The organism is Bacillus sp. AP50, from assembly GCF_040492675.1.
GTDB classification, from domain to species: Bacteria; Bacillota; Bacilli; order Bacillales; family Bacillaceae_G; genus Bacillus_A; species Bacillus_A cereus.
Genome location: NZ_JBEUTW010000223.1, coordinates 1 through 19,643, shown reverse-complemented (window position 1 = coordinate 19,643; position 19,643 = coordinate 1). Strand labels below are relative to the sequence as shown.

Below are 19,643 nucleotides of genomic sequence, written 5' to 3'. Positions count from 1 at the left end.
ACGTCAAATAGCATGATATCTTGAATTTTTTCTTCTGGTGCTAACTTTTTACTAATAAAGCTATCAGGGTTATTATATTCTTTAAATCTTGTACCTTTCTTATCGGTAATCTCAAATTCATAAAATGCAAAAGGTATTTCCTTTTTACTATTATTTTCTACTTTGAAAATAATCCCCAAAATCTCCTCTTTCTTTTTATCCTCATCATAATCCGGATATCCTAATTTAACTGAATCGATAGTTACTTGCAAACCATCTACGTCTACTGTCTCCCCTATTTTATACACTTTATCTTGAACATCTTCTTGTTTACTTTCATTACTATCTTTAGTCTCAGTGCAAGCACTTAAACTAAAAGCTATGCCAAAAATTAAAACAATTTGACTTACCTTTTCTAACATACTCTTTCCTCCACATAAGACAAAATTTCATATATATCATAACAAAACGCTTTACTCTTTCTTGTCATATTTTGTCGTATTAATTGCTAACTGCACAAATAGAAAAAAGCTATCTTCTACAAAAGATAGCTTTCATGATGCCGATGAAACCTTAAGCCCAATGACACCCAAAACAATAAAAAGAATACAAAATGCTTGAAATAAACTAATATGCTCTTTAAAAAAGTACACACTAATGATTGTAATAAGTAATGTTCCAACGCCAGACCAAATAGCATAAGCAATACTTAAATGGATCTTTTTCACAACGATGGCGAACACGCTGAAACAAATTCCATAAAACACGAAAATCAGTACACTCGGAACGAGCTTTGTTAAACCATTTGATAGTTTCATCGCAATTGTTCCAGCTACTTCAAAAATAATTGTAACAAGTAATAATAGCCAATATACCATACTAGAATCTCCTTCTCTGTTACCTTATAGAGATTCTAGTATACTACTTATAGTCCCAATGAAATATATTTAATTTCTAAATATTCCTCGATGCCGAAATGGCCTCCTTCACGACCGATACCACTTTCTTTAAATCCACCGAATGGTGCTTGTGCAACTGATGGAAGACCGTCGTTTAGACCGATAATACCGTACTCTAACGCTTCACTAATTTGGAATGCTTGGCTAATGTCTTTCGTGAAAATATACGCAGCTAAACCGTATGGTGTATTATTTGCACGTTCGATTACTTCATCAACTGTTTTAAATTTCGCAACTGGTGCCACTGGCCCAAATGTTTCTTCATTCATACAAAGCATCGTATCATTTGCCAATCCAATTACAGTCGGTTGAATGAAATGCCCCTCTAACTCTGCGACCTTTTGACCACCATATAAAACTGTTCCACCTTTTTGAATAGCATCTTCAATATGTTCTTGTACTTTTGAAACTGCATTCTCATCAATAAGTGGTCCGACAGTCGTTCCGTCACCGAAACCGTCTCCTACTTTCAACTGCCCTACTGCCTTTTGGAACTTCTCTACAAATACTTCGTATACTTCTTCTTGAACGAATACTCGGTTTGCACATATACACGTTTGTCCTGCGTTACGGAATTTCGAACCAATCACCGCTTCTACTGCTTTATCTAAATCCGCATCATTCATTACGATAAACGGAGCGTGGCCACCTAACTCAAGCGAAACTTTTTTCATCGTTTGTGCAGCACTAGCCATTAACTCTTTCCCGATTTCCGTTGACCCTGTAAAGGATACTTTTCGAACGCGACTATCTTCCATCCATGTATCAGCAATTGCTTTTGCACTACCTGTTACGATATTGATTACGCCCTTTGGAATATCTGCTTCATGAGCTAATTCCGCTAATTTCAATGCAGTTAGCGGCGTTTGACTTGCCGGTTTCACAACGGCTGTACAGCCTGCTGCAAGCGCTGGGGCTACCTTTCTCGTAATCATAGCAGCTGGGAAGTTCCAAGGTGTAATAGCTGCCATAACGCCAACTGGTTGCTTCATAACTAAAATGCGCTTATTCGGATGAGAAGCAGGAATCATTTCACCATATACACGTTTCCCTTCTTCTGCATACCATTCAACAAAACTATTTGCATAATTTACTTCACCAAGCGCTTCTGCAAACGGCTTTCCTTGTTCCTTCGTCATAAGCGCTGCGATCTCTTCTTTATTTTTATCAATAAGCATGAACCACTTTTTTAACTTCGTTGCACGATCTGCTGCCGTTAACTTAGACCACGTTTTAAAAGCTTCATGTGCAGCATCAACAGCTTGCTTTGCCTCTGTTACTCCGCCTTTTGGTACAGTTGCAAATATTTCCTTCGTCGCAGGATTATTTACTTCAATTTGTTCTTGTAGTGTAATCCACTCACCATTTATATACATCGCCTTTTTATCTATACTTACAAAAGTCGCCTTTTTATCCAATGTTTTCTTCCTCCTCTATGAACTTCTTAATTTTCCTAGTAGCAGCAGATTGACTAATTTGCAAAAACTCAGCTACTTTATAACTTGATCCATACGTTTTATACGCTTTAAGAATAATATTTCTCTCTACCTCTTCCAGCATTTTATAAAGGCTTTGCCCCGATTGTTCAACTGCAGCCTCTTGCATAGAGAGTGGCAAATCCTCTACCGTTACAACATCATCGACAGTAATAACAATTCTCTCAATTACATTCTCTATTTCTCTATTGTTTCCTTCCCACGGATATCCAACAAACATTTGTAACGTACTCGGCGCTAGTTTCACATCACGTCCGTACTTTTTATTAAATTGCTGCAAGTAATGATAAATAAGCGGCAAAATATCTTCTGTTCTTTCCCTAAGCGGGGGAATTGCAATTGGAATGACATTCAAACGATAGTATAAATCTTTCCGAAATGTTCCTTGTTTCACCATCTCGCTTAAATCTCTATTTGTTGCCGCCACAATTCGGACATCCACTTTTTTTAATTCTCTTCCGCCTATAGGACGAAATGTTTTTTCTTGCAATACTTGCAAAAGCTTCGCTTGAATTTCAAGCGGCATTTCACCGATTTCATCTAAAAAAAGAGTTCCTTTATGCGCGGATTCTAATAGTCCCTTTTTCCCTTCACGATTCGCACCTGTAAAAGATCCACCTGAATATCCAAAAAGCTCTGATTCAATTAAATTAGTTGGCAATGCCGCACAATTAATTTCATAGAAACTTTCATTCTTACGGTGACTCACTTCATGTAAATGGCGTACTAATCGACTTTTCCCAACTCCAGTCTCGCCTAAAACGAGAACAGTACTATCCACTACAGATACTTTTTTGATGGTATCGACTATTTTTTGCATAGCTAGACTTTTAAAAATAAGTCCTTCATGCTCATATGTTTCTCTTAATTCTTTTTTATATGTTTTTAGCTGATTATCCATTTCCTCTACCTTTTGACGTAATTGATAGAGTTCAGTAAGGTCCCGAGAATAACTAATCACTCTTCTTAAATTTCCCTCATCATCAAAAACAGGCCTTGTACGAACGTGTAAATACTCTCCTGATTTTGTAGTTTGAACGAGTTCAATTGGCCTCTTTTTTTCAATCACTTCTAATGTCGCTGATGGATAAAAGATTCCATCCTTTTGTAGTTCTTTTACATGCTTACCAACTAACTCTTCGGCAGCTAGTTGGTAGTGCCTTTCACATGTACTATTTACACGCACAACGATCCCTTGCTCATCTGTAACAAAAATTTCGTCAAACGCATATTCAAATACATCTTTTAAATCCATTAACACTCGTTCCTTTTCTGCAACCATCCTAGCCACCCCTAACTTCAAATCCATCGATCCACTTCACTACCTTTATTATAAAGTGAATTTTCTGCATTTAATATAGAGTCAGCTAGAATGTTTGCTATTTATACTTCAGTTTTTAAACGCGAGCGATGTTTGTTTGCTCATAACAAGCTTGCAATGATTCTTCAATTATTGTTAAACCTTCTTCAAGTTGCTCATCTGTAATAACTAAAGGCATTAACACACGGATAACATTTCCATATGTTCCTGCTGATAATAACAGTAACCCACGCTTATTTGCCTCTGCACATAGATTAGCCGTTAACGTTTTGTCAGGTGCTTTCGTCTTACGATCTTGAACGACCTCAAATGCACACATTGCACCTAACCCACGCACATCGCCGATGCAATGATATTTATTTTTCATCTCTTCGAATCGGTTCATTACGACTTTTCCTAATTCTATCGCTCTATCATTTAATTTCTCATTTTCTATTACATCGAGAACAGCTAATGCAGCCGCACATCCTAATGGACTTCCTGCATACGTTCCACCAAGTTCACCTGGTGCAGACTCATTCATAATTTCTTTACGTCCAATGACACCACTTATCGGTACACCAGCACCTAATGATTTAGACACTGTAATTAAATCTGGAACGACATCATAGTGATCAATTGCAAAATATTTTCCTGTACGACTAAAGCCTGTTTGTATTTCATCCGCTACAAATAAGATGCCGTTCTCTGAACAAATGCGGCGTACTTCTTGAACAAATTTCTTACTTGGGACGATAAATCCACCTTCTCCTTGAACAGGCTCCATTACAACAGCTGCAATTGTTTCTGGTGCTACTTCCGATATGAAGAAGTTCTTAAACTCTTCAATAATAAAATCATCATATTGCTCTTCCGTTAATCCCTCTGGGCGACGGTATTCGTATGGAAATGGCGCTTTATATACTTCTGGAGCAAAGGGACCAAACCCAAATTTATATGGCTTCACTTTACTTGTCATCGTCATTGTCATTAATGTACGCCCGTGGAAACCTTTAGAAAATGCGATAATACCAGGTCTCTTCGTATATTTACGAGCGATCTTCACCGCGTTCTCAACTGCTTCTGCACCACTATTTAAAAAGAGGACTTGCTTATCGAAACTTCCCGGTGCCAATGCCGCAAGCTTTTCCGCTAATTCAATATATGGCTCATACATCATGACATTAAATCCAGTATGAATGTATTGATCGACTTGTTTATGGAGCGCTTCTTTAACCGTTGGATGACAATGCCCTACGTTAATTGTCCCAATTGCTCCTGCAAAATCAATGTACTGATTACCATCAACATCTGTTACAAGAGCACCATTTGCAGATTGTACAAACGTTGGGATGCCGTTACTTACTCCTTTTGGTACTATATTTTGACGGCGTTCTAATAAAGATGCCGCTTTCGGTCCTGGAATTTGTTCATTTACTTTAGCAAATTTTTTTGTGTTCATTGCGTACCCCATCCTTTTCTTTACATTGTTTTCTCTTTTTATTGCAAAATGTATGCCAACTTTCTTTTCTAGCATTTATCCTATATTCTTTGTATCCAGGCATAAAAAATAAGTCTATAAAGACTCATTAAGAGTCTTTATAGACTTATTTTCCTTACACATTAGACTTTTCTTTCTCCCAGAAAAACTCACCCGATTGAGAAATAAACTCTCCAACAGAATCTAACACTAAATCAGCAAGTGGTTCTAATGTTGGACGGTCTCCCGTACCAGATAGCACCCCAATTGCATAGCAATCGCCATTTTTGGCTAAATGTAAATCAGTTGGCGTATCTCCAACAACCGCAACCTCACATGATGCTAAATTAAATTTCTCACAAAACACTTCTATAATCTTTTTATCTGGTTTTTGCGCAGGGAATGTATCCGAGGCTATAATATAATCAAAAAAGTTCTCCAACTTATATTGTTTTAAAAATAATTCTGTTGGTGCGAAATCATCCGCCGTGACAACCCCTAATATAAATCCTTTATCTTTTAATGCCTGTAACACTTTCGGTAAATCTGCTGTCATTTTCATATGCGAACGATGCTCATACATAAGGGAAAATAACTTCTCACTTACCCAATGATGCATCTCTTCTTCTCTAGCAGACTCAATATAATTACAAAGCCCCTTCGCTACATCAAGGCTTGTTCCAGCAGCTATTGCACTCCTCGGATTAACAAATGCTCCCTCTACACCAATCTCTTCTAATAAGGTCTGCCGCATTGTACTTGGTAAATGATATAAACTTATACATTCAGCTACAAGTTCTTCAGCTACTTTTATCCATATTGAATGAAAATCCATTAATGTCCCATCTTTATCAAATAATATCGCCTTTACCTTCTCCATAGCACCCTACCTCTCATTTCTTATCTCTTCCAGTGTATCAATAAAGTATGGATGTAAAATAAAAGAATTGTAAAAATACCATAAAAATCAAACTAACTCCCAATTTACAATTCATTTTAACAAAGTAAAAAGGATGCCTTTACAGGGCATCCTCTTGATGTTCAGGAACAAATAGTTCTAAACAATGATATATATTTTCGAATTCCATCGGTGCATCTCCACCATACTCACCATCTAAATTAATCATTAGTTTATCTGGTGAATGTACTTTAATTCGGTTCGCTTGTGTATATAACACTTTTGGATTATTAATATGTTCACCACGTTGTGCTTGTGTTGCTGCTTTAATTAAATCAGCGATAGAACCTTTTTTCAGTACTAATAGGTCAAATAACCCATCGTTAATAGATGCATACGGTGCTACCTTTTCAAATCCACCTACTGAACGGGTATTCGTAATTAAAAACATCGTAATTTCTTCTTGTAGTAACTTTCCATCATACTCAATTTCAACATATGTCGGATGCAATGATGGTAACATCTCGATACCTTTTAGGTAATAAGCAAGTTGTCCTAATACTGTCTTTAACTTACTCGGTACTTCGTATGTTAATTCTGTAATACGACCGCCACCAGCGATGTTAATAAAATATGTATCGTTCGCTCTACCAAGGTCTAATGGCACTGTTTTTCCTTCGCAAATAATATCTGCTGCCTCTTCAATAGAACGAGGTACACCAATTGCACGTGCAAAGTCATTTGTCGTTCCAACTGGAATAATTCCAAATTTCGGACGGAATTCATGCCCAACTAAACCGTTTACTACTTCATTTAATGTACCGTCGCCACCAGCCGCAATAACAACATCAAACTTACGATCCGCAGCTTGCCTCGCCGCCACAGTAGCGTCTCCAGGACCCGTTGTCGCATGACAAGATGTCTCATAGCCAGCTTGTTCTAATTTTTGTAATACTTCTGGTAAGCTCTTCTTAAATAGCTCACGCCCCGAAGTAGGATTATAAATAATTCTTGCTCGCTTCATCATTTATTAGCACAGGAAATTTCTTTATGTATCGAAAAAGAACATACTGAACTTCTATTCAGTATTCCCATGCCTACCTCCTCTCATCTTGCTATCCTTCTTTTATCCCGCTCAAACAGGCAGTAAGAACCCGATTCGTGTAGTCCATCAAAAGTAAATATTCATTTCAATGGTTTTTTATTTGACTCCAAAATTTATCCCGCTATTTGCGGGCAGTAAATGCCCGATTGATGAGGGCTAATAATCAATGGTGGATGAACCTCCTACTGATTAAAGTTTCACTTTATTTCTATCCATTCTTCCATAAAAATTTACATATAACGAATAATAACTATCTATTATTTCATGAGATGAAAAAAACCTCTATGTTTAGATTTATCATTATTCCCACCTTTTTGCAACTATCATACCATAGTTGCTATACAAACATTTTTCCACTTTTGACAGTTAATCAAACGTTTGTTTAATTAAACAAACGTTTGATTAACCTAGAAAAACACCCATGTACGGGTGTTTTTCTGCTTAATCTTTAAAAGTCACTACTATTATCGCTTATTAATCTCTTCAAGTAAGATTTTGTTAACAAGTGGTGGATTTGCTTGTCCTTTTGTAGCTTTCATAATTTGACCAACTAAGAAGCCAATTGCACGGTCTTTACCGTTTTTAAAGTCTTCGATAGATTGCTCATTATTATCAAGAATTTCTGTTACAACTTTACGAAGTGTACCCTCGTCAGAAATTTGAACAAGACCTTTCGCTTTAACGATTTCTTCTGGGTCTCCACCTTTTTCAATTAATTCGTTAAATACTTTCTTCGCGATTTTAGAAGAAATTGTACCTTTTTCAATTAATTGAACCATTTTAGATAAACCAGCAGGCGTTAATGCAACGTCTTTTAATTCTTTTTGTTGTTTGTTTAAGTATGCAAGTACTTCACCCATTAACCAGTTCGATGTTAATTTCGCATCAGCACCGTCTGCAACAGTTGCTTCAAAGAAATCAGACATCTCTTTCGTTAATGTTAACACGTGTGCATCATAAGCTGGTAAGCCTAATTCTGCAACGTAGCGAGCTTTACGTGCATCTGGAAGTTCTGGAATAGAAGCTCGAACTGCTTCTTTCCACTCATCATCGATGTAAAGTTCAACTAAGTCTGGCTCCGGGAAGTAACGGTAATCGTCAGATCCTTCTTTCACACGCATTAAGATTGTTTTCTTTGTTGCTTCATCATAACGACGTGTTTCTTGTTGGATGATGCCACCAGATAACAGTTCTTTTTCTTGGCGCACTTGCTCATGCTCAAGACCTTTTTGTACGTAAGTGAATGAGTTTAAGTTTTTCAGTTCCGCTTTTGTACCGAACTTCTCTTGTCCAACTGGACGAAGGGAAATGTTCGCATCACAACGTAAGGAACCTTCTTCCATCTTACAATCAGATACACCAGTGTATTGAATGATTGATTTTAACTTCTCTAAGTATGCATATGCTTCTTCTGGCGTACGCATATCTGGCTCAGATACGATCTCGATTAAAGGCATACCTTGACGGTTGTAGTCTACTAATGAACCATCAGCTGTATGCGTTGATTTACCAGCATCTTCTTCTAAATGAAGACGTGTAATACCGATACGTTTCTTTTTACCGTCTACTTCGATTTCAATCCAACCATTTTCACCAATTGGCTTATCAAATTGAGAGATTTGGTAAGCTTTCGGGTTATCTGGATAGAAATAGTTTTTACGGTCAAACTTCGTTTCCGTTGCGATTTCACAGTTTAATGCCATTGCAGCTTTCATTGCAAAGTTAACTGCTTCTTTATTTAAAGTAGGAAGTACCCCTGGGTATCCTAAGTCAATTACACTTGTTTGTGTATTTGGCTCCGCTCCGAATTCTGTTGGACTCGCAGAGAAAATTTTCGAATTTGTTTTTAACTCAACGTGAACCTCTAAACCAATAATTGTTTCTAAATTCATCTATGCTCGCCTCCTTACAGACTTGCTTTTTTTGTATGATAGTCTGTTGCTTGCTCAAACGCATGTGCAACGCGGTAAATTGTCGCTTCATCGAAGTGTTTACCAATGATTTGTAGACCAAGTGGCATGTTGTTAGCACCGAATCCACATGGAACAGAAATCGCTGGAACACCCGCTAAGTTTACTGGGATTGTTAAAATGTCATTTGCATACATTGTCATTGGATCATCAACTTTTTCGCCCACTTTAAATGCCGGAGTTGGCGTTGTTGGTCCAATAATAACATCATAGTTAGCAAATACATTTTCAAAGTCGTTTTTAATTAATGTACGTACTTGTTGTGCTTTCTTGTAATATGCATCATAGTAACCAGAGCTAAGCGCAAATGTACCAAGCATAATACGACGTTTAACTTCATCACCGAAACCTTCACTACGTGTGTTTTTGTAAAGATCTAATAAGTTATTTACATTATCAGAACGAACACCGTAACGCACGCCATCAAAGCGTGAAAGGTTCGCAGATGCTTCAGAAGAAGATAGTAAGTAATACGTTGCTAGAGCGTATTTAGAGTGTGGAAGCGATACTTCCTCCCAAGTTGCGCCCATACCTTCTAATACTTTTAAAGCAGCTAGTACTGACTCACGAGCTTCTTCGCCAACACCTTCGCCTAAGTATTCTTTCGGTACAGCAATGCGTAAACCTTTAACATCGCCTGTTAAACCAGCTAAATAGTTTCCAACTTCAACGTTTGCAGAAGTTGCATCCATGCGGTCAATACCTGAAATAGCTTGTAATAAGTATGCATTGTCTTCTACTGTACGTGTAATCGGTCCGATTTGGTCAAGTGAAGATGCGAATGCTACTAATCCGTAACGAGATACGCGTCCATAAGTTGGTTTTAAACCTACAACACCGCAATATGCAGCTGGCTGACGGATAGAACCACCCGTATCAGAACCTAGAGAGAATAGTACTTCTCCTGCTGCTACAGCTGCTGCAGAACCACCACTAGATCCGCCCGGAACGTAATCTAAGTTCCATGGGTTTTTCGTAGCGTAGAATCCTGAGTTTTCATTTGAAGAACCCATTGCGAACTCGTCCATGTTTAATTTACCGATTGTAATTGTGTCAGCAGCTTTTAGCTTTTGCACAACTGTCGCATCATAAATTGGATCGAAGTTTGCTAACATTTTGCTCGCACAAGTTGTACGAAGACCGTTAGTTACAATGTTATCTTTTACACCAATTGGCATACCGAATAATAAACCATTATCTTCAGCGCCGATTTTTGCATCTAATTCTTTCGCTTTTGCGCGTGCATTTTCTTCATCTAATGTAAGAAAAGCTTTTACGTTATCTTCAACATCCGCAATACGTTTGTAAGATTCTTCTACTAAATCCGTAACGGAAATTTCTTTGTTGTTTAACTTCTTATGTAACTCTGATACTGAATGATCAAATAATGACATCGAAATTCCCCTCCTCTATTCTAATACTGCTGGAACACGGATTTGATTATCTTTGTGATCCGGTGCATTTTTTAATACTTCTTCGACTGGTAAACCTTTTTCTGGTACATCTTCACGCATAACATTTTTCATAGTTAATACATGAGTTGTTGGTTTTACATCTGTTGTATCTAATTCATTTAACTGTTCTGCAAATGTAACAATTGCATCTAGTTGTTTTTGAAATTTTTCTGCTTCTTGATCAGTAATTGCAAGACGTGCTAAATGTGCTACGTGCTTTACATTCTCAACGGAAATTCTTGACACGGCTAGGCCACCTCCATAATATATCGTTCAATCTACAATACTATTGATGATACCAAATTTTCAGTACTTCAAGCAAGTCAACACAGAGTACTTACGCCATTTTTACATAAAAAAAGAAAGGCAAATGCCTTTCTTTACAATTTACTCTTTATCTAACGGTTTATTTTTCGGAAATCTCTCGTTATCTTCTTCATTATCACGAATTGTTTTTTGTAATACAAAACAAGACATCGTTAAAAATAATGTTCCAATTAAATAGTATCCTTTTACACTAAGCGTTTCATCTAACGTATAAATCCCAATTAGCATACCTGAAAGCGCACAAACAAATGAAGTCCATGCTAAAAACGTGAACGCTTGCGTATTACGTCTTCTCATCGTTCTCCCCCTCGTTAGCTGCATACCCATTATAGATAAGTATATTTACCATGATGGATTTTTATGTAAATTCTCGTTTTATATTTATAAATCTATCATAAAAGAATACTATTTTAAAGAAAGTTTTCTGCCTAATCTGAAAAAACAATTAAAATCATTGACAATTATTTCTATTCTACATAAAATAAAAATAAATATTACGAACCTCGAAATATACGGGAGTGGAATTAATTGTTGCAATATGAACATTTTTTAGACTTACTGCTAGATAACGCCAAGAAACTTTTCTATCCTGAAGAATGGGTAAGCCTAGATTTAACACTTTCTAAAACAGAAGTATTTTGTTTACTTTGGATGGAACGAAATACAGATATTACAATGACGAAAATTGCTGATCTTCTTGATATACCGATGAGTACAACAACGGGCGTTGTAAATCGCCTTGTAAAAAAGGGATATATTGAACGCTACCGTGATGAAAATGACCGACGTATTGTATTAATTCGGTTAACAGAAAACGGCGTAATGCTCGTTCAAGAAGTAAAACAAAATGCGGCCTATTACTTTAGCTTAGTAACAGAAGCATTATCAGAAGAAGAAAAAGCATTCTTACTACAAATCTTCCAAAAAATCATGAATCACATCGCTACGTCACAGCAAAAAACAGAAGAAAAGATTTCTACACCTAAAATGAAAAACATTCCGATTGAATAAAACCCTATCTGGGTTTTTATTCAACCATTTACTTCGACACTCGTAATATTCGACATTCGAAACAAAGGGGATATGAATGATGAGAATTATCTTGTATACAGGTAAAGGCGGCGTAGGAAAAACTAGCATTTCAGCAGCAACAGCAATTCAAAGTGCGAAACAAGGATTAAAAACATTAGTAATGAGCACAGATCCTGCTCATAGTTTAGGAGATTCATTTGGTATAAAGCTATCTTCTGAACCACTAGAAATTCGTGAAAATTTGTGGGCACAAGAAATTAATACGATTTATGAAATGGAAAAAGGCTGGGGAAAATTACAGAAATATATTACACTACTCTTCACTTCTAAAGCAGCTGATGATATTACAACAGAAGAATTAACGATGTTTCCCGGTATGGAAGATTTAATTAGCCTACTTCGCGTACTCGATTATTATAAGCAAGACACATATGATGTTATCATTATTGATTGTGCCCCTACAGGAGAAACATTAGCAATGCTAAGCTTTCCAGACATGCTCGGCTGGTGGATGGAAAAATTATTTCCTATTAAAAGAAAAGTTTTAAAAGTCGTTCGTCCTGTAGCTCAACCACTCCTTGGTGTCCCTCTTCCAACCGACGATATTATGGACGAATTAACAAGTACACTTGAACAGCTCGGAGAAATGAGAGATATTTTATCAAATCGAGAAGTAACAAGTATCCGCATCGTTGTAAATCCTGAAAAAATGGTCATTAAAGAAGCCCAGCGCAGCTTTACTTATTTGAATTTATACGATTATAACGTAGATGCCATTATGATTAACCGCGTCATCCCTAACACTGTCACCGATCCTTATTTTCAGGCATGGAAAGATACACAGAAGAAATATAAAACATTAATTAAAGATAGTTTTCAACCCCTTCCTATTTACGAAGCTCCAATGTTTGAACAAGAAGTTGTTGGTTTGTCTATGTTAGAACGTGTAGGAGATTCTTTATTTAAAACTGATCATTCCCCTACAGAAGTAAAATTTAACGGGCGCACTCAATATGTAAAAAAGGATGGCGATGAGTATATTTTCGTTCTGTCCATTCCCTTCTCAAACAAAAGTGAACTTTCCTTAAATCAAAAAGGTGATGAACTTATTATTCGAGCGGGTTCTGTTAAACGGAACATCACGTTACCAAAAACATTAACACACCTTTCTATTCAAGGAGCAAAATTTGAAGAAGATGTACTAAATATTCGGTTTGGAGGTGTAGTACATGCATGAGGAATTACTACGAAGGGTAATTCGTACAAAAGTAAAAGTCGGGATGCATATATTAGAAGAGCTACCTAATCCAATCCAACAATCAGCTAAGCAAATATTAAATATTTTACAAGAGGAACTAGCTGCTTATCTGAAAGAACGAGAGCATCATGAAGTTAATTTAAAAAATATCATAATTGAATAACCATCTCTGTATAGAGGGCCTTTTTTTAGGCTTTCTATACTTTATTGGAGTGATGTAAATTGATGAAAAAACATTCCACTACTATATTCTGGATCATTCCCTTATTATTTTTCATTCATAACCTTGAAGAAGCTTTCCAAATGCCACAATACCTTGCTAATCAATTTTCAATCCGTCTTATAACTAGCCAACAATTTTTCATCGCCATTTCCGTATTAACAATCTTTGTATTACTTATCGTCTTTCTATATCAACTTAACTTCTTGTCTTCTATATGCTGGATTATTTTTATACAAGGGGCCATCTTCTTCAACTCTGTTCAACATATTATTTTGTTTTTCATTTATCGCTCTTATAACCCCGGCGTAATATCAGCATTTTTCATTACTCTCTTTTCTATTTTCTTTTTTTTATCAAAAAAACACTTAATTCATCCAAAGCAATTCGTAATTACACTCCTTTTCAGCTTATTTTCTTATCCCATTATAATTTGGATCACCTTACTGTTCGCTAGCTACTTTCATTCATAAAAAAAGACCAGGAAAATTCCTGGTCTATCACTCTACTTAACAAACATTGGATTCTATGTTATACAAAATTGGAAGGTACAGAATTAGGGTTTGTTTGTTAAGTTTATATGTTGAACGAACTAACAGCGGAGGGGTTCCTTCTGTTAGTCCATTAAACCCAATGATTATTTTACGATTTTTTCAAGCTCATCAAGTGAAAGATCTACTGAAATGGAACCATCATTTGTTTCTTTCTTAATTGCGTCTGTTACTTCTTTTGAATGATATAGTTCAATTACTTTTTTCAATGTTGGATCATCTTTATCTTTCTTACGAGCTGCAAAAATATTAATATATGGCTTTGCATTTTCATTCTTTGGATCTTCTAAGAAAATAGGATCCTTCGCTGGATCTAATCCAGCTTGACCAGCAACACCGTTATTAATAACTGATGCCGCTACATCTTTTAACACACGAGGTGTTTGCTGTGCGATAACCGGTGTAATTTTTAATTTCTTCGGATTTTCAGCAATACCACTTGGATCTCCAAATAGACCAAAGTCTTTTTTAAGCTTTAATAATCCAGCTGCATCAAGAAGTTTTAATGCCCGTGCTTGGTTCGTTGGATCGTTTGGAATTGCAATTTCTGAACCATCTGGGATTTCATTTGCTTTCTTATATTTTTCAGAGTATAAACCCATTGGCGCAATTTGCGTTGTACCAACAGCTGTAATATCTAACTTATGCTCTTTTTTAAATTGCTCTAAGAAAGCAATATGCTGGAATGAGTTTAATTCAATATCTCCATCAGCTAACGCTTTATTTGGCGTTGTGTAATCAGAGAACTCGACCAGTTTAATCTTAATCCCTTCTTTTTCAGCTTTTTTCTTCAAAATTTCCCAAGCGTCTCCATCCGTTCCAGTTACACCGACGCGAACTACTTTTTCTTTCGCTCCTGCACCCGTGTCTCCACTTGAGCAGCCGCTTAATGCTGAGACTCCTACAATCGCTGATAATGCAAATGCTAAAATTTTCTTCATTTTCTTTTCCTCTCTTCCTTTTTATGATCTGCGTAACAAGACTTTCGCAAAGTAGTTTCCTAAATTTTGAGCTATCTGTACGAGAATGATAAGTAACACGACCGTTACGAACATAACTGATGTATCAAAACGTTGATAACCATATGTCATTGCCAAGTCACCAAGACCGCCACCACCGACAAGCCCAGCAACTGCAGAGAATTCAATTAAACCAACTGTCATAAATGTGACACCTAAGATTAATGGTGCTAACGCTTCTGGTACAAGGATTTCAAAAACAATTCTAATTGGTGAGGCGCCCATTGCTTGCGCTGCTTCAATTACTCCTTTCGGAACGGAAACAAGGTTTGTTTCAACCATTCTAGCAATACCAATTGATGCGACTAACGTCATCGGGAAAATTGCCGCTGCTGTTCCAATCGTCGTTCCGATAACACTTCTTGTTAGTGGACTTAAGGCTACTAAAAAGATAATGAATGGTACCGGACGAATTGTATTAATTATGATGTTAAGAATAGAAAAGACCCATTTATTTTCTAAAAAGTTTCCTTTTCTCGTTACATATAAAAGTAAACCTAGAGGTATACCCAGAATTGTAGCAAATATAAGGGTTACAATTACCATTAAGAGGGTATCCCCCGTCGCATCTAGTATGCGCGGCCAAAATATACTCCAATCAACTCGCATGAGCTTCTACCTCCTTCAGCTGCACTTGCAGTCTTAGATGTTGTAATGCTTTTTGAATTTCCCTCTGCTCACCTTGCAACTCTACAAGAAGATTTCCAAATAGCACATTTTGAAGTTCAATAATATTTCCGTACAGTACATTTACATCGACGTTATAGTTTTTTGCGATATATGATAGTACCGGCTGTCCTGTCTCCTCACCAGTAAATGTTAGACGATAAATTTGACCACCATTTTGAATTTTCGCTAGAACACTTTCCGGTAAATGATCATTAATGACAGAACGTACAAAGTTTTGAGTCGTCTTTGTTTTTGGTTGCGTGAAAACATCAAACAGTTTTCCTTCTTCAATAACCTTCCCCTTCTCCATTACAGCTACACGGTGACAAATTTCTTTCACAACATGCATTTCATGTGTAATAAGAAGAATTGTTAAATTGTATTCTCGATTTACTTTCTTTAATAAGTTTAGAATTTCTGTCGTCGTTTCTGGATCTAAGGCTGATGTTGCCTCATCACATATAAGAATATCTGGCGATGTCGCAAGTGCTCTAGCAATGCCCACACGCTGCTTTTGCCCACCTGATAGCTGCTCTGGATAATAGTTTGCTTTATCTTCTAACCCTACAAACTTCAGCAGTTCATTTACTCTTTCTTTTATCTCATTCTTTGGTACTTTCGCTAACTTTAATGGATAAGCAATATTTCCAAATACTGTTCTTGAATTAAATAAATTAAAACTTTGAAAAATCATTCCGATTCTTTGTCTTAGTTTACGCAATTCTTTCGTCGATAATGATGTAATATCTTTATCATCTATTGAAATCGTTCCTGCCGTCGGTCTCTCTAACATATTTACTAAGCGTAATAACGTACTCTTTCCAGCGCCACTAAAACCGATAATGCCAAAAATTTCGCCTTTCTCAACTGATAATGTTACATCCTCCACCGCATGAACAGATTGGCCAGCTGATTCATACACTTTACTTACATTGGTAAAAGAAATCATTTTTTTCCCTCCTATATGCTGTAAAAACTTGAAGCAGAGCTTTCGAGGTAAAATAAAAAGTGCCCTCCTTCTTATCAACCATAAAGATAAGAAGGAGAGCACTTATATGTACTCGTTCACATCTTCTCATCTTCCAAGCCTTTATATGGCTTGCTGGAGTTAGCACGGTATTAAAAAACCCGTTGCTGAGGTATCGTAGGGCCAGTCCCTCCACCTCTCTGGATAAGAATGTATCGATTTAATTGTCGTTTAATTAATTCTCATTATAGAACTCAGAATAATAAGAGTCAATACATTTTTTAGAAAAATATTAATTATTCCTTTATTAAAATTTTCAGATGAATATTCATCTGAAAAATAGTAACTTTCAAGGTTATTTAAAATTCTTCTTCCTCATATTTTTAAACAGGAGAATCCTCTCTACGAATTGAATAAATTTATTTGAATATGAAACTCGGAGGAAGATAAATATATGAAAACAGCTCTTTTACTCGTCGATATTCAAAACGATTATTTTCCAAATGGAAAGATGGAATTGCGTAATCCAGTAGAAGCAAGCGAATATGCTAATCAGTTATTACAACAATTTAGAACAAACAGCGAACCTATTTTTCATATCCAACACGTAGCTATAAAAGATGACGCTACTTTTTTCCTACCTAATACAGAAGGTGTACATATTCACGAAAGCGTACGTCCACTTAGAGAAGAAACAGTTATAGTCAAACATTATCCAAATAGCTTCCGAGAAACTAATCTTCTAGAGCAATTAAAACGTTTTAATATTGAACATGTCGTTGTATGCGGGATGATGACTCATATGTGTATCGATGCAACAGTAAGGGCTGCATTCGATTTTGGCTTTCAATGTACCGTTATACATGACGCTTGTGCTACAAAAGACCTTTCTTTTAAGAACGCTACTATACCAGCTGTTTATATTCACAATACAATTTTAGCTAGTTTAAATGGCGTATATGCAAATGTAATAAGCACGCAAGAATTTTTAGCTACATAAAAAAACACTCCTTTCAGTGAGCAAAACCGAAAGGAGTGTTCCTTGTCGAACCATAGATTTTCTTTCAAATTGTATTATACAGGAAATTCTCAAAATGAATACTAAAAAATATGACTAATAAGTCAACTTTTCTCATTATTTTATTTCTGTTTACATGTTTATCCCGCTATTAATAGGTTTTAGCTCATTCTCTTCGAACGACGGTAATATATGGGGGTTCAATTTTAAAAGGAGCTCTTCACATTCTGTGAAGAGCTCCTCTACTATTTCTTATAAAGTTTCAGAAGTAGTTTTTGCTTGCATGTGAAGTGCTAAGTAATCAGGTCCACCAGCTTTAGAGTCTGTACCAGACATGTTAAAGCCACCGAATGGTTGGTAACCTACGATTGCACCAGTACATCCACGGTTGAAGTATAAGTTACCAACGTGGAAGTCTTCGCGTGCTTTTTCAATATGGTCACGGTTGTTAGTAATAACAGCACCTGTTAAACCGTATTCCGTATTGTTTGCAATTGCAAGTGCATGATCGAAGTCTTTCGCTTTACAGAATGCTACTACTGGTCCGAAGATTTCTTCTTTCATTAAGCGAGCATCTTCTGCAACGTCAGCAACGATTGTTGGTTGGATGAACCAGCCTTTAGAATCGTCTCCTTCGCCACCTGCTAAGATTCTACCTTCTTCTTTACCAATTGCAACATAGCTCATTACTTTATCAAATGCAGCTTGGTCATTAACAGGACCCATGTTTGTACCTAATACTGCTGGGTTAGCAACTGTTAATTCTTTTGTTAATTCAACAGCACGATTTAATACGTGATCGTATACATCTTCATGGATTACTGCACGAGAACATGCAGAACATTTTTGTCCTGAGAATCCGAATGCTGATGCAACGATAGACTTAGCTGCTAATTCAAGATCTGCTTCTTTATCAACAACGATTGTGTCTTTACCGCCCATTTCAGCGATAACGCGTTTTAACCAAATTTGTCCTGGGTTTACTTTCGCTGCACGCTCATAGATGCGGATACCTACATCACGAGATCCCGTGAAGCTTACGAAACGTGTACGAGGATGATCTACTAAGTAGTCACCAACTTCAGAACCGTTACCTGGAACGAAGTTTACTACGCCAGCTGGTAAGCCAGCTTCTTCTAATACTTCCATAAATTTCGCTGCTACTACAGGAGTTGTACTAGCTGGTTTTAGTAATACTGTGTTACCAGAAACTAAAGCAGCTGTTGTCATACCTGCCATAATTGCGAATGGGAAGTTCCAAGGAGAAATGATAACACCTACTCCTAATGGAATGTAAGAGAAACGATTATATTCAATTGGACGGCTTTCTACTGGAATACCGTCTTTTAATTTTAACATTTGACGACCATAATATTCCATAAAGTCGATTGCTTCTGCTGTATCAGCATCTGCCTCATTCCATGGCTTACCTGCTTCTTTTACAAGAATAGCAGAGAATTCATGTTTTCTGCGACGAACGATTGCTGCAGCACGGAATAAAATGTCTGCACGCATTTCTGGCTTTGATTTTCTCCAAGTTTGGAATGTTTCATCCGCTACTTGCATTGCTTTTTCAGCTAACTCACGGCTTGCTTTTGAAACACGACCAACAAGTTCCTCTTTATTTGCAGGGTTTACAGAAACAATTTTGTCCTCTGTAGTGATTTTTTCTCCCCCGATAATTAATGGATAGTCTTGTCCAAGATAAGATTCTACTTTCTTTAAACCTTCTTCAAACGCTAATTTGTTAGCCTCCACTGAAAAATCTGTAAATGGCTCATGTTTGTATGCTACTACCATTTTTTTAGCCTCCCCTTAGAAAAACGTTTACATTTTACAACATTATTCTACACGATAATTTAGATTTATTCAAATATTCCTAGACTTATATTTTAAAAATTAATAAATTTTTAAAATATAATAAAAAAAGAGATTCATACA

Annotated in this window: 19 protein-coding genes, 1 pseudogene and 1 riboswitch; of the genes and pseudogenes, 5 read left to right on the top strand and 15 right to left on the bottom strand. The window is 36.5% G+C overall.

The features are described 5' to 3' along the window. From ABWK52_RS17405 to ABWK52_RS17355, 11 genes are all read right to left on the bottom strand, one after another. A partial coding sequence (locus ABWK52_RS17405; protein WP_353772030.1) for a DUF4352 domain-containing protein occupies positions 1–401 on the bottom strand: 401 nt, incomplete at its 3' end. A 132-nt stretch (positions 402–533) separates the two neighbouring features. Continuing rightward, positions 534–857 (bottom strand): DMT family transporter, encoded by a 324-nt coding sequence (locus ABWK52_RS17400; RefSeq protein ID WP_000263262.1) that lies wholly within the window; start codon positions 855–857, stop codon positions 534–536. A gap of 47 nt (positions 858–904) precedes the next feature. After that, positions 905–2,356, bottom strand: coding sequence for an NADP-dependent succinate-semialdehyde dehydrogenase (gene gabD, locus ABWK52_RS17395; protein ID WP_098542177.1), 1,452 nt, complete (start codon positions 2,354–2,356; stop codon positions 905–907). Further along, on the bottom strand, positions 2,349–3,716 hold the full coding sequence (locus ABWK52_RS17390; protein WP_000225144.1) for a sigma-54 interaction domain-containing protein: 1,368 nt from the start codon (positions 3,714–3,716) through the stop codon (positions 2,349–2,351). The genes gabD and ABWK52_RS17390 overlap by 8 nt, the downstream gene beginning before the upstream one ends. Before the next feature lie 115 nt (positions 3,717–3,831). Further along, complete coding sequence (gabT, locus tag ABWK52_RS17385) at positions 3,832–5,196, bottom strand: 4-aminobutyrate--2-oxoglutarate transaminase (RefSeq protein WP_001093019.1); 1,365 nt, start codon at positions 5,194–5,196, stop codon at positions 3,832–3,834. A gap of 154 nt (positions 5,197–5,350) precedes the next feature. Beyond that, a complete protein-coding gene (locus ABWK52_RS17380; RefSeq protein WP_000416667.1) occupies positions 5,351–6,094 on the bottom strand; it encodes an HAD family hydrolase in 744 nt (247 codons plus the stop codon). 139 nt (positions 6,095–6,233) lie between these two features. Continuing rightward, on the bottom strand, positions 6,234–7,139 hold the full coding sequence (locus ABWK52_RS17375) for a diacylglycerol kinase (protein ID WP_000977679.1): 906 nt from the start codon (positions 7,137–7,139) through the stop codon (positions 6,234–6,236). Between the two features lie 542 nt (positions 7,140–7,681). Beyond that, positions 7,682–9,109 (bottom strand): Asp-tRNA(Asn)/Glu-tRNA(Gln) amidotransferase subunit GatB, encoded by a 1,428-nt coding sequence (gatB, locus tag ABWK52_RS17370; RefSeq protein WP_001047685.1) that lies wholly within the window; start codon positions 9,107–9,109, stop codon positions 7,682–7,684. A gap of 14 nt (positions 9,110–9,123) precedes the next feature. Beyond that, positions 9,124–10,581, bottom strand: coding sequence for an Asp-tRNA(Asn)/Glu-tRNA(Gln) amidotransferase subunit GatA (gatA, locus tag ABWK52_RS17365; RefSeq protein ID WP_000051441.1), 1,458 nt, complete (start codon positions 10,579–10,581; stop codon positions 9,124–9,126). A gap of 15 nt (positions 10,582–10,596) precedes the next feature. Next, a complete protein-coding gene (gatC, locus tag ABWK52_RS17360; protein ID WP_000086999.1) occupies positions 10,597–10,887 on the bottom strand; it encodes an Asp-tRNA(Asn)/Glu-tRNA(Gln) amidotransferase subunit GatC in 291 nt (96 codons plus the stop codon). 141 nt (positions 10,888–11,028) lie between these two features. Beyond that, positions 11,029–11,265 (bottom strand): YiaA/YiaB family inner membrane protein, encoded by a 237-nt coding sequence (locus tag ABWK52_RS17355; protein ID WP_001254393.1) that lies wholly within the window; start codon positions 11,263–11,265, stop codon positions 11,029–11,031. A gap of 231 nt (positions 11,266–11,496) precedes the next feature. Between ABWK52_RS17355 and ABWK52_RS17350 the strand changes: the two genes are divergently transcribed. The 4 genes from ABWK52_RS17350 (at position 11,497) to ABWK52_RS17335 (ending at position 13,951) form a co-directional block, all read left to right on the top strand. Continuing rightward, positions 11,497–11,979 (top strand): MarR family winged helix-turn-helix transcriptional regulator, encoded by a 483-nt coding sequence (locus ABWK52_RS17350; RefSeq protein ID WP_098542171.1) that lies wholly within the window; start codon positions 11,497–11,499, stop codon positions 11,977–11,979. Between the two features lie 76 nt (positions 11,980–12,055). Next, positions 12,056–13,237: an ArsA family ATPase gene (locus ABWK52_RS17345; RefSeq protein ID WP_002100673.1), complete on the top strand. Its 1,182-nt coding sequence runs from the start codon at positions 12,056–12,058 to the stop codon at positions 13,235–13,237. Continuing rightward, complete coding sequence (locus tag ABWK52_RS17340; RefSeq protein ID WP_000544105.1) at positions 13,230–13,421, top strand: DUF3926 domain-containing protein; 192 nt, start codon at positions 13,230–13,232, stop codon at positions 13,419–13,421. Before ABWK52_RS17345 ends, ABWK52_RS17340 begins: the two co-directional genes overlap by 8 nt. 62 nt (positions 13,422–13,483) lie before the next feature. After that, positions 13,484–13,951, top strand: coding sequence for an HXXEE domain-containing protein (locus ABWK52_RS17335; RefSeq protein ID WP_001986283.1), 468 nt, complete (start codon positions 13,484–13,486; stop codon positions 13,949–13,951). 164 nt (positions 13,952–14,115) lie between these two features. On the opposite strand, the gene ABWK52_RS17330 is transcribed toward ABWK52_RS17335, so the two are convergent. The 3 genes from ABWK52_RS17330 to ABWK52_RS17320 are packed head-to-tail and all read right to left on the bottom strand — an operon-like array spanning position 14,116 to position 16,666. Continuing rightward, positions 14,116–14,970, bottom strand: coding sequence for a MetQ/NlpA family ABC transporter substrate-binding protein (locus ABWK52_RS17330; protein WP_000721594.1), 855 nt, complete (start codon positions 14,968–14,970; stop codon positions 14,116–14,118). A gap of 21 nt (positions 14,971–14,991) precedes the next feature. Continuing rightward, the gene (locus tag ABWK52_RS17325; protein ID WP_001261865.1) at positions 14,992–15,657 is read right to left on the bottom strand and encodes a methionine ABC transporter permease; all 666 of its coding nucleotides are present in this window, start codon (positions 15,655–15,657) and stop codon (positions 14,992–14,994) included. Beyond that, the gene (locus ABWK52_RS17320) at positions 15,647–16,666 is read right to left on the bottom strand and encodes a methionine ABC transporter ATP-binding protein (RefSeq protein WP_000623013.1); all 1,020 of its coding nucleotides are present in this window, start codon (positions 16,664–16,666) and stop codon (positions 15,647–15,649) included. The genes ABWK52_RS17325 and ABWK52_RS17320 overlap by 11 nt, the downstream gene beginning before the upstream one ends. 123 nt (positions 16,667–16,789) lie before the next feature. After that, positions 16,790–16,895, bottom strand: a riboswitch (SAM riboswitch). A 243-nt stretch (positions 16,896–17,138) separates the two neighbouring features. Between ABWK52_RS17320 and ABWK52_RS17315 the strand changes: the two are divergent. Then, a pseudogene (locus ABWK52_RS17315) lies at positions 17,139–17,704 on the top strand (cysteine hydrolase family protein). A gap of 250 nt (positions 17,705–17,954) precedes the next feature. Here ABWK52_RS17315 and pruA read toward each other — a convergent pair. Then, positions 17,955–19,502, bottom strand: coding sequence for an L-glutamate gamma-semialdehyde dehydrogenase (gene pruA / locus ABWK52_RS17310; RefSeq protein ID WP_000259555.1), 1,548 nt, complete (start codon positions 19,500–19,502; stop codon positions 17,955–17,957). Between the last annotated feature and the right edge of the window lie 141 nt (positions 19,503–19,643).

Coding starts and splice junctions, on each gene's coding strand:
- ABWK52_RS17400 (WP_000263262.1), bottom strand. CDS start 857: ATGGTATATTGGCTATTATTACTTGTTACAATTATTTTTGAAGTAGCT.
- ABWK52_RS17390 (WP_000225144.1), bottom strand. CDS start 3,716: ATGGTTGCAGAAAAGGAACGAGTGTTAATGGATTTAAAAGATGTATTT.
- gabT (WP_001093019.1), bottom strand. CDS start 5,196: ATGAACACAAAAAAATTTGCTAAAGTAAATGAACAAATTCCAGGACCG.
- ABWK52_RS17380 (WP_000416667.1), bottom strand. CDS start 6,094: ATGGAGAAGGTAAAGGCGATATTATTTGATAAAGATGGGACATTAATG.
- ABWK52_RS17375 (WP_000977679.1), bottom strand. CDS start 7,139: ATGATGAAGCGAGCAAGAATTATTTATAATCCTACTTCGGGGCGTGAG.
- gatB (WP_001047685.1), bottom strand. CDS start 9,109: ATGAATTTAGAAACAATTATTGGTTTAGAGGTTCACGTTGAGTTAAAA.
- gatA (WP_000051441.1), bottom strand. CDS start 10,581: ATGTCATTATTTGATCATTCAGTATCAGAGTTACATAAGAAGTTAAAC.
- ABWK52_RS17355 (WP_001254393.1), bottom strand. CDS start 11,265: ATGAGAAGACGTAATACGCAAGCGTTCACGTTTTTAGCATGGACTTCA.
- ABWK52_RS17345 (WP_002100673.1), top strand. CDS start 12,056: ATGATGAGAATTATCTTGTATACAGGTAAAGGCGGCGTAGGAAAAACT.
- ABWK52_RS17340 (WP_000544105.1), top strand. CDS start 13,230: ATGCATGAGGAATTACTACGAAGGGTAATTCGTACAAAAGTAAAAGTC.
- ABWK52_RS17335 (WP_001986283.1), top strand. CDS start 13,484: ATGAAAAAACATTCCACTACTATATTCTGGATCATTCCCTTATTATTT.
- ABWK52_RS17330 (WP_000721594.1), bottom strand. CDS start 14,970: ATGAAGAAAATTTTAGCATTTGCATTATCAGCGATTGTAGGAGTCTCA.
- ABWK52_RS17325 (WP_001261865.1), bottom strand. CDS start 15,657: ATGCGAGTTGATTGGAGTATATTTTGGCCGCGCATACTAGATGCGACG.
- ABWK52_RS17320 (WP_000623013.1), bottom strand. CDS start 16,666: ATGATTTCTTTTACCAATGTAAGTAAAGTGTATGAATCAGCTGGCCAA.
- pruA (WP_000259555.1), bottom strand. CDS start 19,502: ATGGTAGTAGCATACAAACATGAGCCATTTACAGATTTTTCAGTGGAG.